Source organism: Shimia biformata (assembly GCF_016888515.1).
Taxonomy (GTDB): Bacteria; Pseudomonadota; Alphaproteobacteria; order Rhodobacterales; family Rhodobacteraceae; genus Shimia_A; species Shimia_A biformata.
In genome coordinates this window covers 691,858-704,250 of sequence record NZ_JAFEJK010000001.1, presented here as the reverse complement: position 1 = coordinate 704,250, position 12,393 = coordinate 691,858, and the positions used below count along the sequence as shown (strand labels likewise).

The 12,393-nt window shown below is 60.8% G+C and carries 11 protein-coding genes; 4 read left to right on the top strand and 7 right to left on the bottom strand.

Annotation, left to right across the window (positions count from 1 at the left end; all coding sequences use genetic code 11):
* Window positions 1-147: 147 nt before the first annotated feature.
* The 4 genes from dnaA to mutM form a co-directional block, all read right to left on the bottom strand.
* Window positions 148-1,527 carry a chromosomal replication initiator protein DnaA gene (gene dnaA, locus JQ863_RS03320; RefSeq protein ID WP_204112905.1) on the bottom strand — a complete coding sequence of 460 codons (1,380 nt, stop codon included), beginning with the start codon at window positions 1,525-1,527 and terminating at the stop codon, window positions 148-150.
* Window positions 1,528-1,989: 462 nt separating this feature from the next.
* Window positions 1,990-2,253, bottom strand: a complete 264-nt coding sequence (gene rpsT, locus JQ863_RS03315; RefSeq protein ID WP_204112904.1) for a 30S ribosomal protein S20 — start codon at window positions 2,251-2,253, stop codon at window positions 1,990-1,992.
* 214 nt (window positions 2,254-2,467) lie between these two features.
* Window positions 2,468-3,244 (bottom strand): enoyl-CoA hydratase, encoded by a 777-nt coding sequence (locus JQ863_RS03310; RefSeq protein WP_204112903.1) that lies wholly within the window; start codon window positions 3,242-3,244, stop codon window positions 2,468-2,470.
* 63 nt (window positions 3,245-3,307) lie between these two features.
* Entirely contained in the window at window positions 3,308-4,159 is an 852-nt protein-coding gene (gene mutM, locus JQ863_RS03305) for a bifunctional DNA-formamidopyrimidine glycosylase/DNA-(apurinic or apyrimidinic site) lyase (RefSeq protein WP_204112902.1), read from the bottom strand.
* 177 nt (window positions 4,160-4,336) lie between these two features.
* Here mutM and ubiE point away from each other — a divergent pair, with 177 nt between their 5' ends.
* Together ubiE and ubiB are read left to right on the top strand one after the other, a co-directional pair.
* Window positions 4,337-5,089 (top strand): bifunctional demethylmenaquinone methyltransferase/2-methoxy-6-polyprenyl-1,4-benzoquinol methylase UbiE, encoded by a 753-nt coding sequence (ubiE, locus tag JQ863_RS03300; RefSeq protein WP_204112901.1) that lies wholly within the window; start codon window positions 4,337-4,339, stop codon window positions 5,087-5,089.
* Complete coding sequence (ubiB, locus tag JQ863_RS03295) at window positions 5,086-6,618, top strand: 2-polyprenylphenol 6-hydroxylase (RefSeq protein ID WP_204112900.1); 1,533 nt, start codon at window positions 5,086-5,088, stop codon at window positions 6,616-6,618. Before ubiE ends, ubiB begins: the two co-directional genes overlap by 4 nt.
* A 187-nt stretch (window positions 6,619-6,805) precedes the next feature.
* Here ubiB and dapA read toward each other — a convergent pair whose 3' ends face one another.
* A complete protein-coding gene (gene dapA, locus JQ863_RS03290) occupies window positions 6,806-7,678 on the bottom strand; it encodes a 4-hydroxy-tetrahydrodipicolinate synthase (RefSeq protein ID WP_204112899.1) in 873 nt (290 codons plus the stop codon).
* Window positions 7,679-7,809: 131 nt separating this feature from the next.
* Between dapA and JQ863_RS03285 the strand changes: the two genes are divergently transcribed.
* Window positions 7,810-9,762 (top strand): lytic transglycosylase domain-containing protein, encoded by a 1,953-nt coding sequence (locus tag JQ863_RS03285; protein WP_204112898.1) that lies wholly within the window; start codon window positions 7,810-7,812, stop codon window positions 9,760-9,762.
* On the opposite strand, the gene JQ863_RS03280 is transcribed toward JQ863_RS03285, so the two are convergent.
* The gene (locus JQ863_RS03280) at window positions 9,759-10,625 is read right to left on the bottom strand and encodes a DMT family transporter (protein WP_204112897.1); all 867 of its coding nucleotides are present in this window, start codon (window positions 10,623-10,625) and stop codon (window positions 9,759-9,761) included. The genes JQ863_RS03285 and JQ863_RS03280 overlap by 4 nt on opposite strands.
* Window positions 10,622-11,296: a tRNA (5-methylaminomethyl-2-thiouridine)(34)-methyltransferase MnmC2 gene (gene mnmC2 / locus JQ863_RS03275; protein ID WP_204112896.1), complete on the bottom strand. Its 675-nt coding sequence runs from the start codon at window positions 11,294-11,296 to the stop codon at window positions 10,622-10,624. Before mnmC2 ends, JQ863_RS03280 begins: the two co-directional genes overlap by 4 nt.
* A gap of 60 nt (window positions 11,297-11,356) precedes the next feature.
* Between mnmC2 and JQ863_RS03270 the strand changes: the two genes are divergently transcribed.
* The gene (locus tag JQ863_RS03270) at window positions 11,357-12,391 is read left to right on the top strand and encodes an NAD(P)/FAD-dependent oxidoreductase (protein WP_204112895.1); all 1,035 of its coding nucleotides are present in this window, start codon (window positions 11,357-11,359) and stop codon (window positions 12,389-12,391) included.
* The last annotated feature ends 2 nt before the right edge of the window (window positions 12,392-12,393 follow it).

Here is a 12,393-nt window from a genome sequence, read left to right as displayed (position 1 = left end):
GGAAACCTAACTGTTTCCCCCTATGGCACAAGTGTTTTTTGCTTTTCTGCTGGGATTGCGCAGAACCGTCAAGGGACGCGCGACGGAAAGGCACGATTTTCTGGGAAACCGTGACTTTCGCCTTGTTGACCGCGTGTTTGCCGGGCTTCAAGCCTCAAGCGCGCGACGCAACAGTTCCAGATCCTCGGCAATCTGACCGTCCGAAGCGCGCAACTCTTCGATGCGGCGCACGCCATGCATGACGGTGGTGTGATCGCGCCCACCGAAGCGACGGCCAATCTCTGGCAGCGACCGAGAGGTCAGCTGTTTGCAAAGATACATGGCGATCTGGCGCGGACGGGCAAAGCTGCGCACTCGTTTGGGGCCGATCATGTCGCTGAGGCGGATGTTGTAGTGTTCGGCCACGCGGCGCTGAATTTCCTCGACCGAGATCTTGCGCTCGGATGCGCGCAGCACATCCGAAAGGCAATCCTGCGCCAGTTCCAGCGTGATTTCACGCCCAACCAGCGACGCAAACGCAAAAAGCCGTGTCAAGGCACCTTCGAGAACGCGCACATTGGTCGAGATACGATGCGCCAGAAATTCCAGAACACCGTCCGACAGGACAAGGCCGGGGTACTGTTCGCGGTACTGTTCGACCTTCGACTGAAGAATGCCGAGGCGCAGCTCGTAATCTGTCGGGTGCAGATCCACCACCAGTCCGCATTGCAGCCGCGAGCGGATGCGGTCCTCAAGGTCTTTGATTTCGCCTGGCGCGCGGTCGGCCGAGATGATGATCTGCTTGTTCTGGTCCACCAGCGCATTGAAGGTGTGAAAGAACTCTTCCTGCGTGCTGTCCTTGCCGGCGATAAACTGGACGTCGTCGACCATCAGAACATCGACCGAGCGGAAAAGCTCTTTGAAGTCCATCATCTTACGGTCGCGCAGTGCCTGAACAAAACGATACATGAACTGTTCCGCACTGAGATAAAGAACGTTCAGGTCCGGGCGGCGGGCCTGAAGCTCCCAGGCGATGGCATGCATGAGGTGGGTCTTGCCCAAACCGACACCACCATACAGAAATAGCGGGTTGAACGTGACGGGGCCACCTTCGGCAACGCGACGGGCGGCGGCATTGGCCAGTTCGTTTGGCTTGCCGACGACAAAGCTGTCAAACGTGAAACGCGGGTCAAGCGGTGCACCGGGCAGATCGTCATTGCGAGACGCGGAACGAGGGTCCGTCGCGGATTCAACCTGAGGCTTAGCAGTCGCAGAGGTACGCTCACCCGACGGCCGCGCGGTGCGATTGGCTGGCACCCGGAAATGAACGCGCCGCACAGATTCGCCAGATTGCGTCAATTGATGCAGGATGAGATCGCCGAAATTCTGGCTGACATAGTTGCCGATGAAATTCGTCGGCACCGAGAATGTCGCCACGCCGTCGGTCAGGTCGGAAAACTCAAGCGGTTCGATCCAAGTTTTGTAATTGTTCTGGCCGACCGTTTTGCGAAGTACCTGCTGCAGCTCGCCCCATTGTTCCTGTGTCATGTGTCCCCGTTTTCCGCCTTCAATCGTCCCATGGACCTTATGGGTCCCTTTCATGAACGATCCCCAATGCCCCAAGGACCCTGGGCAAACGCACAAACCCACCCTTCCCGTCCCGGATTCCCGGACAGGCTAGCTGTGAATTGTGCGCAGAATGCGCCAGGTTCATGACAGATCCAGACAGGCTCCGGAATGACCGGGCGACATGCCTTACCCCAAGGCACGGTGCCGGGCCTCGCCCACGTCGCAGCCCCCAAGCCGCTTCAATTGGCGTCTGTCCCCCCAAAGGCGAAGTGAATCGCAGGTCCAAGCTAGCAAGGGCTTGGCGAGTCGTTCAACAGAACTTCGATCTTGACTCTGGCTTTTACAAAAAAGAATCTCTGACACCCGCTATGCGCGAGTGGAAACAACAAAAGGCGCCGCGAATTGCGACGCCTTTTGCAACAGGGGGTTAGCCCCGTTTTTTTAGCCGAGCGCTTTTACGCGTGCCGACAGGCGCGACATTTTGCGCGCTGCGGTGTTCTTGTGATAAACGCCTTTGGTCACACCGCGCATCAGCTCGGGCTGAGCCGCGCGGAGGGCTGCACCTGCAGCGTCCTTGTCGCCCGAAGCAATCGCTTCTTCGACTTTACGCAGGTAGGTGCGGATGCGCGAACGACGCGCTTTGTTGACAGCGAAGCGACGCTCGTTCTGACGGGCGCGTTTTTTTGCCTGGGGCGAATTTGCCATGAATCTCGGATCCTTGTCTTTTCGTTCGTTCAGTCTTCAATGCGTGCCACTGCCCAAACGGGACCTCTCCGGTATGGAGAATCGATTCAAGCCTGAGCGGGCTGCACGCGCATGTATGACGGCGGCGTATAGCGGTTTTTGCCGCGAATGCAAACAGGAAAACGGACTCGGACGCCAGCACGGGGCCGGCGCCGAGCTTTTTGGCGTTGGCGGCTCACTTGTCGCGGAACTGCGCCTCGCGTTTTTCGAGGAAGGCGGCCATGCCCTCTTTCTGATCCTCGGTCGCAAAGAGCGAGTGGAACAAACGGCGTTCGAACAAAAGTCCCTCGGCCAGCGTGGTCTCATAGGACCGGTTTACCGCTTCCTTGACTGCCATCGAGGTCAGAACGGATTTTTCGGCGATCTTCTGGGCCGCGCCCATGGCCTCGTCCATCAGCTTCTTGGCGGGCACGACGCGGCTGACGAGGCCGGAGCGTTCGGCTTCCTCCGCATCCATGAAGCGGCCAGTCAGGTGCATGTCCATGGATTTGGACTTACCCACGAACTTGGTCAGGCGCTGCGTCCCGCCGATCCCGGCGACCACACCGAGGTTGATCTCGGGCTGGCCGAACTTGGCGTTGTCAGCGGCAATGATGAAGTCGCACATCATCGCCAGTTCACAACCGCCACCCAGCGCATAGCCTGACACTGCGGCGATGATCGGTTTGCGGATTTTCAGAACCCGGTCGCCTTCATTGGCAAAGAAGTTCGACATGAACATGTCGACAAAGGATTTCTCGGACATCTCCATGATGTCAGCACCGGCGGCAAAGGCCTTTTCCGACCCGGTAATGACGATGCAGCGCACTTTCTCATTGGCGTCCGCCTCTTCCAGCGCCTCAACCAGCTCTCCCAATAGTTGCGAATTCAGGGCATTCAGCGCCTTCGGGCGGTTCAGCTTGATAAGGGCGACGTGGTCATCCACCTCGACGATGATCGTCTCAAAAGCCATCGATCTCTTTTCCGTTGTTCCGGTCAGGAGTGATTCCTTACCACTTGGCCAGCACGGATCAAGTTATCTTTGGCATTGCGGACAATAGAAAGACGACCGACCCGACTGAACGATTCGGCCAATGGTGCCACCACAGCCGTCACGCCTGCACGGTTCTCCTTCGCGTCCGTAGACATCGAAGGAATGCTGAAAATAGCCCAGTTCGCCATCCGCCTGTCGAAAATCCCTGAGCGATGAGCCGCCCGCGTCAATGGCTTCAGAAAGCACCTGCCGGATGATCGGCACAAGCGATGCGACCCGCGCCGCGCTGATGCGCCCGGCCTTGCGGGTGGGCGCAATCCCCGCCCGAAACAGCGCCTCGCACACATAGATATTGCCCAATCCCGCAACGATCTTCTGGTCCAGAAGCGCCGACTTGATCGGTGTGTTCCTGCCTTTCAGCGCCGCGACAAGGTGGTCTTCGCTGAACGCATTGCCCAAAGGCTCTGGTCCCAGCGATGCCAAAAGCGGGTGAGCGTCGGCGGTGGCAGTCGGCAGAAGATCCATCGCGCCGAAGCGCCGAGGATCGTTGAAGGTAATCCGCGCGCCGTTTTCCATATCAAAGACAACGTGGTCATGTTTCTCTGGCATCGGGTGATCGTGGACAAATTGTCCCAGCGGGTCGCCCGAGACCGTCATCCGCCCCGACATGCCCAGATGAATCAACAGCGTTTCGCCTCGATCCAGATCGGCAAGGATGTATTTCGACCGCCTCCGCAGCCGGTCAACCCGCGCCCCAGTCAGGCGCTCGGCCATGCGCGGCGGGAAGGGCCAGCGCAAGTCGGGGCGGTTCACGGTGGCCTTTGCGATCACCGCACCCGTCATCGCAGGTTCAAGCCCACGCCTGACGGTTTCGACTTCGGGAAGCTCAGGCATGCGTGTTTCTCGTCTCTTGGTATCCGTCACTGGTTTTAGCGCGTCGACCAATTGCTGGAAAGACAACACTCGGTCGATCAAAACGGGACGCGCCGCGAATTCACCGAGCCAAATCCGCGCATTGTCTGCCCCGCACCCGCCCTATATGTAAGGCGCGACCAAAAGGCGGCGAGGGCCATGAGCGACCAAAGCAGCAAGACCACCCATTTCGGGTTTCAGACCGTCCCGGAATCGGAAAAGGCGGGCCGCGTGCGCGGCGTGTTCAACTCGGTTGCGTCGAAATACGACGTGATGAACGACGTGATGTCGATGGGAATTCACCGGGTCTGGAAAGACGCGATGATGGACTGGCTTGCTCCGCGACCGGGTCAGCGGCTGCTGGACGTTGCGGGTGGCACGGGCGACATTTCGTTTCGCTTTCTCAAGCGCGCCGGCTCGGGTCACGCGACCGTTCTCGACCTGACTGAGCCGATGCTGGTCGAGGGTCGAAAGCGCGCCGAGGCCGAACAGATGGCGACCAGCCTCGACTGGGTGACGGGTGACGCCATGGCCCTGCCCTTCAAGGACAACACGTTTGACGTCTACACGATCAGCTTCGGCATTCGGAACGTCACGCGCCCGCAGGATGCGCTGGCCGAAGCCTATCGCGTGCTGAAACCCGGTGGCCGGTTAATGGTTCTGGAATTCAGTCAAATTCCGAACGACATGATGCAGAAGGTCTATGACCTCTATTCCTTCAACATCATTCCGCGCATGGGGCAGGTCATTGCCAATGACCGGGACAGCTATCAGTACCTGGTCGAATCGATCCGCAAGTTTCCCGACCAAGACACCTTTCTTGCGATGATACGCGACGCCGGGTTCGGCAACGCCAAGCACCGCAACCTGTCACTGGGCATCGCCGCGCTGCATTCGGGTTGGAAACTGTGAGAGGGCCGCACAACATCTGGCGGCTGATCCGCACTGGCGCGACCCTGGAACGCACCGGCGCGATGAAGGTCATCATGGACACGATGGACGCACCGAAACCGCTGCGCATCGTTGCCCGTACCGTGGTCTGGCCGTTCCGCTGGCTGGGGATAAAGGGCGACCCATCCATGCCGCCCGTAACCCGCGCGCTGACCGCATTGGGACCGGCCTACATCAAGTTCGGTCAGGTCCTGTCGACCCGTCCCGACATTGCTGGCGAAGACCTTGCCACGCAATTACGTGTCCTGCAGGACAAGTTGCCACCCTTTGACATTTCCACAGCCAAGAAAAGTGTCGAGTCCGAGCTGTGTGTCGCTGTCGACACCGTGTTTTCCGAGTTCTCCGAACCTGTCGCTGCCGCGTCGATCGCGCAGGTCCATCGCGCGCGTCTCGCCGAAACTGGCGAGGAAGTCGCCGTCAAGGTCCTTCGCCCCGGCATCGAACGCGCCTTCCGCAAGGATGTCGACGCCTTCTATTTCGCGGCGGATGTGATCGAATTCCTGTCCCCCGCCTCGCGCCGCCTGCGCCCGCGCGACGTGATCGAACACTTTGACGGCGTTGTCACCGGAGAGCTTGACCTGCGGCTTGAAAGCGCATCAGCCAGCGAGTTTGCGGCCAATACTGCCGGCGACGACGGTTTTCGCGTACCCGAGGTGAAATGGGAATTCTCCAGCCGGCGCGTGATGACTCTCGGCTGGGCGGAAGGTGTCAACATCGGCGACAATACCGCGCTGGATGCGGCGGGGCACGACCGCCACGCGCTGGGTGGCCGCGTGCTGCAACTGTTCCTCAGCCATGCGCTGCGCGACGGCTATTTCCATGCCGACATGCATCAGGGCAACCTGAAGGTCGCGGCGAACGGCGACATCATCGCCTATGACTTCGGCATCATGGGTCATATCGACGAATACACCCGTCGGGTCTATGCCGAGATCCTGTTCGGCTTCATCCAGCGCGACTATGTCCGGGTCGCCGAAGTACATTTCGAGGCCGGATATGTCCCCGCCGACCGAGACGTGGACGAATTTGCCCGCGCTCTGCGTGCAGTGGGCGAGCCGATCTTCGGCATGGACGCCGACAAGATCTCGATGGGGCGGCTGCTCAACTACCTCTTCGAGGTCACCGAACGCTTCGGCATGGAAACCCGCACCGAGCTGATCCTTCTGCAGCGCACCATGGTGGTGGTCGAGGGGGTTGCGCGGTCGCTCGATCCGACGGTCAACATCTGGGAAGTCGCCAAGCCCGTGGTCGAGGATTACATCAAGACCTCGATCGGCCCGCGTGCATTGGCTCGTGACATGTTCAAGACCGCGCGCGTCCTGGCCCGGTTCGGTCCGCGCCTGCCCGGTCTGGTCGAGGCGGCGCTGATCCGGCAGGCGACACCGGCTGAACCGGAAACCCGCCGCACCTGGCCATGGATCTTGCTCTCGGGACTTGGCGGCTTGACCGCCGGTGCCGGCGCGGTTCTCGCTTTGAACTTGCTGATCTGATCCGCCGCTTTTCACTTCACAGCAGGACGCCCTGAATATTTGCGCAAGAAAGAAGGCGCGGGCATGTCGGGGCTTTTTACTGGTCCCAAATACCCGAAAACCCGAGCGCAGCGAGGGCCACGCCCAACGGGTTCGTGTGTCGCCATGCGCACGCGAACCCGGCGGGAGTGTTTTGCCCAAAAGGTTCTTAGATCAGGCCGGCGTGTGCCATGGCCGCATCGATCGCAGTCTTGGTCGCGTCCGAAAGGCCGGTTAGCGGCAGGCGCACCTCGTCCGAGCAAAGGCCCAGTTTCGCCATGCCGTATTTCGCGCCGACCAATCCCGGCTCAAGGAAGATCGCCTCGTGCAGCGGCATCAGCTTGTCCTGATATGCCAGCGCCTTGGCATAATCGCCCGCAAGCGTCGCGGCCTGGAACTCGGCACAGAGTTTCGGCGCGACGTTCGCGGTCACCGAAATGCAGCCGACGCCGCCGTGCGCGTTGAAGCCCAGCGCGGTGGCGTCCTCGCCCGAAAGCTGGACGAAATCGGTGCCGCAGGTGATGCGCTGCTGACTGACACGCGCCAGATCGCCCGTTGCATCCTTGACGCCGATCACACGCGGCAGTTTCGCCAGTTCGCCCATCGTGGCCGGGGTCATGTCGATGACCGAGCGGCCGGGGATGTTGTAGATGATGATCGGCAGGTCGCAGCAATCATGCAACGCCGTGAAATGAGCGATCAACCCCCGCTGGGTCGGCTTGTTGTAATAGGGCGTCACGACCAGAGCGGCATCGGCTCCGACCTTGTGGGCGTGCTGCATGAAGCGGATGCCCTCGACCGTGTTGTTCGACCCGGCCCCGGCAATCACCGGAATCCGGCCGGCAGCGGTGCGCACCACTACGTCCACGACCATCTCGTGTTCCTCGTGGCTCAGCGTCGGACTTTCACCTGTTGTTCCAACGGGAACAAGGCCGCTGCTGCCCTCGCCGATATGCCATTCCACCAGCTTCTTGAGCGTGTCCACATCAACTGCGCCGTTCTTGAACGGCGTGATGAGTGCGGGAAGGGATCCTTTGAACATGGTCACGCTCCTTAATTGGTCTGTTTCGGGTCCGGCGGTTCCGCGCCACCCTTCGCAAATGTGAGTTGAGGGCAGACACGGGCGCATTTAGTGTGAGGTTCTATCGTTTGTCGCATTGGAAATTGCAAGAGATGTTGCGCCCCGTACTGGCTGTTTTTCTGAGTGTTCTGTGGTTTGGCGCCGCTCTGGCGCAACAATCCACACCGATGAGTCGCGCAATGGCGGCCATCCGCGCCGACGACTACGCGGCGGCCAAAACCGAATTGCGGCAGTCTGGCCGGGTGGCTCTGGACATTGTCGAATGGTTCCGGCTGCGCGACGGCAAAGGCACCCCGTCCGAGGTTCTGGATTTCCTCAACCGCAACCCGGATTGGCCGGGCCTGTCCTATCTGCGCGAGCAGTCGGAAGGCGTGTTCGGCAATGCCAGCTACAAGCAGGTCGAGGCGTTTTTCGGCGCGGCCCCGGCACAGACCCCGGAAGGGGCACTGATCAAGGCGCGGATCCTGGCGCGCAATGGCAAGACCGGCGATGCCGAAGCTGAAATCGTGCAGGCTTGGCGGACTATGGACATCGGCCCGGAATGGCATGACCTGTTCCTGTCACGCCACGGCGCACTGTTGAAATCGCACCATCAGGCACGGATGGATTTCCTTCTGTGGAAAGGCTGGAAAAATAACGTTGGCCGGATGATGCCGCTGGTCAGCGAGGATTGGCAAAAGCTGGCCACCGCACGGCTGGCACTGCGCGACATGGACAAGGGAGTGGACGGATTGATCGAGGCGGTTCCGGCCAGCCTCAAAAACGACCCCGGCCTAGCCTATGAGCGATTCCAGTGGCGCGCGCGCAAAGGGCGCGACGACAGCGCCATTGAACTGCTGCTGGAACGGGCAAAGGCCGGAACATTGGGTGACCCCGCCAGTTGGGGCGGATGGCAACGTGCGCTGACACGGTCAAAGATGCGCGAAGGCCAGTACAAGACCGCCTATGCCGTCGCTTCGAACCACGCCATGACCCCGTCCATGGGCTATGGCTATTCCGATCTTGAGTGGTTGGCGGGATACATCGCGCTGCGTTTTCTGAACAGTCCGGGTGTGGCCTTAGGCCATTTCAAACGGTTCGAGGCATCAGTAGAGACGCCGATTTCTCTGGGGAGGGCCGGGTATTGGATTGGCCGCGCCTATGATGCGATGGGTGAAAGCGCAAATGCTCAGGCAGCCTATCGTCGCGGCGGGGCGCATCAAACCAGTTTCTACGGGCTTCTTGCAGCGGAAAAGGCGGGCCTGTCGCCGGACCCCGAGTTGAGCGGGAACGAGACCTTCCCAGATTGGCGTCAGGCTGCGTTCACGAAGTCTCGCGTCCACCAAGCCGCCCTGTTGTTCCTTGAAGCCGGAGAGTTGACACGCGCCGAACAGTTCTGGGTTCATCTTTCGGAAACTCAGGACCGCACGGGCCTTGGGCAGATGGGCCAGATGGCGCAGGATCTGGGCGCACCGCATGTGGCGGTGATGCTTGGCAAGGACATGGTGCGGCGCGGGATCACTCTTCCCGGTCCCTATTACCCGCTGCACCCTCTGGTGCGTCAACGCTTGCCCGTTGCGACCGAGATGGCGCTGGCAATTGCCCGGCGTGAGTCGGAATTCGACCCAGTGGTCGTCAGCCATGCCGGTGCGATGGGATTGATGCAGTTGATGCCGGGCACTGCGAAACTGGTGGCGGGCCGCTTGGGTCAGGAATACAGCAAATACCGACTGACCGCCGATCCTGTCTATAATGCCACATTGGGCAGCGAATATCTTGCCGGGCTGGCGGAACAGTTCGACGGCAACGTCATCATGGTTTCGGCAGGCTACAACGCGGGACCGGGCCGTCCAGAGCGCTGGATGAAGGAAATGGGAGACCCCCGGCGGCGTGGCGGGATGGATATCATCGACTGGATCGAGCACATCCCGTTCAACGAAACCCGGAATTATGTCATGCGCGTTGCCGAAAGCCTGCCTGTTTACCGTGCGCGGCTGGGTCTGAACCCGCATCCTGTCCCCTTCAGCAAGGAATTGGTGGGCAATACGATCAAGGTGCGGCGCTAGGTCGAAACCCGCTCCCGCCAGAGCGTGAACAACCCCGCCAGAATCACAATCGCCGCTCCTATGGCGACATTGCTGCGCAGCGTTTCGGCAAAAAAGATCATGCCGAACATCGCCGCAAAAGGAAGCTGAAGATAGGCGAACGGCTGCACGATGCTGGCCTCGGCAAATTCATAGGTCTTGATCAGAAGCCAATGCCCGAAGACGCCGGAAACGCAAAGCATGCCCATCCAGACCCAGTCTTCCCCCGTCATCGGTTCCCAGAACCAGATACCGATTGCGGTCATGACCAGCGCCCCAACAGTCCCGGTGTAGAAAAAGCTGGTCGCGGAGGAATCGCCCCGCGCCACATATCGGGTCAGCAATCCGTAAACCGCGAACATCAGCGCCCCGACAAGGGGCACGATGGCAGCGGGCGAGAACACCGCTGCGCCGGGGTTGAGAATAATCAGCACCCCCAGCAAGCCTACGCCAATCGCACTCCATCGGCGCCATCCGACGCTTTCCCCCAGAACCGGGCCGGACAGTGCCGCGACAATCAGAGGATAACAGACAAAGACGGCATGGGTTTCTGTCAGCCCCAGCAGGGTAAAGGCAAGCACGGTCACGATGATCTCGACTGCCAAGAGCGCGCCACGCACCCACTGCAGCAACGGAAAGCGGGTTTTTATTACCTGCCGCAACCCGCCTGAACGACGCGCCGACAATGCAATCACAAAGGCGGCGAAGAACCAGTATCGGATCATCACGACAAGGTAGACGTTGTAGGTATCCGCGAGATGGCGCGAGAACCCGTCCTGAGCGGCAAAGACAAAGGTGGTCAGGATCATCAACCCGATGCCAAGGCGGTTGTTCGCCTGTGTCATGACGCCATCCTTGCCACAGTCATGTGACGCTTACGGCCGAAGCCCTTGATACGCTCGACGTCGAACCCGGCATCAGCCAGCCCGCGCCGGACAAATCCCGCCGCCGTATAGGTCGCCGCTGAACCGCCGGGCTTGGTGTGCCGGCCGACCTCTGCCATCAGTTCAGAATCCCACAGTTCGGGATTTTTCGCGGGGGAAAACCCGTCAAGAAACCATGCGTCGGCCTGCCACTGCTGTTCGGGCAGGGTCTGTCTTGCGTCGCCGATAATCACTTGGGCGTCGATGCCGTCCAGCGTGGAAAGGGTTGGGTCCTGCCCCCAGGCCGCAACCAAGCGGCTGGCGCGGCCCGCCAATTCGGGAAACGCTGACAACGCCTTTGCCATCTCATCCGCGTCCATCGGGTATGCCTCGAAACTTGTGAAACGCAGCGGACCTTTTTGACCGCTTTCTTCCCACGCGGCCCAGGCGGTCAACAGGTTCAACCCGGTGCCAAATCCCAGTTCGGCAATGTGGAAGCCCGGCTGAAACCGTGCAGGCAGACCGTTTCCACCCAAAAACACGTGCCGTGTTTCCGCAAGCCCGTTTTCGAGGCTGAAATAGGGGTCGTCGAAACGGGTCGACACCGGGATGGCGTCGTCGCGCCACTCCAGATCTGCCTTCTGGTCGCTCATGCCGGGATGCCTTATGAGGGTCTCAGCGGTCAGCTTTGGGCAATGCGGGTAGGATTTGCAATGGTCGATGTCACGGTTTTCGGCGCAGGCGCCTTTGGCCTTTCGGTGGCTTGGGCCTGCGCCCGGCGCGGGGCAAAGGTGCGGGTGATCGACCCCTATGGCGTTGGCGCGGGCGCGTCTGGAGGACTTGTCGGCGCGCTGGCTCCGCATACGCCGGAAAACTGGAATGACAAGAAGCAGTTCCAGTTCGAAAGCCTGATCATGGCAGAAGACTGGTGGGCCGATGTTGCGGCGTCGGGCGGTGTATCGCCGGGTTATGGCCGCACCGGACGGTTGCAACCCATCGCTGACCAGCGGGCGCTGGATCTTGCCCGCAAACGCGAGGTCAGCAGCCGTGAGTTGTGGCAGGGCAAGGCAAAATGGCAAGTGATCGAAGCCGCCGTCGCGGGGGGCTGGGCACCTGTCAGCGCCACTGGCTATCTGATCCACGACACACTTAGTGCGCGCATGTTCCCACGTTCCGCTGCGGCGGCGCTTGCGGCGGCGATTGTGGCCTCTGGTGGCGAGATCACAACCGAGGGGCCGGAAGCGGGCAAGGTCGTCTGGGCCACAGGCTGGCAGGGCCTTGTCGAACTGTCGACACAGGCGGGTCGAATGGTCGGGAATGGGGTCAAGGGACAAGCCGCGCTGCTGACGCTGGCCCGGCCAGTCGCACCACAGCTTTACGCGGACGCGCTACACATCATCCCGCACGAAAACGGAACTGTTGCTATTGGTTCAACCTCGGAACGCGAGTTTGACGACCTGGCCACGACCGACGCACAGCTTGATGATGTGATCGCCCGCGCACGTCGCGCGGTTCCGGCGCTGGAGGGGGCCGAGGTGATCGAGCGCTGGGCCGGGGTTCGCCCCCGCGCCAAAAGCCGCGCGCCAGTGCTGGGTCCGCACCCGTTCCGCGAGGGCCAGTTCATCGCCAACGGCGGGTTCAAGATCGGCTTTGGCATGGCTCCAAAAACGGGTGAGGTCATGGCCGACCTGATCCTGGAAGGCTGCGATCGGATTCCCGAAGGGTTCAAACCCGACGCCTCGCTCTGACG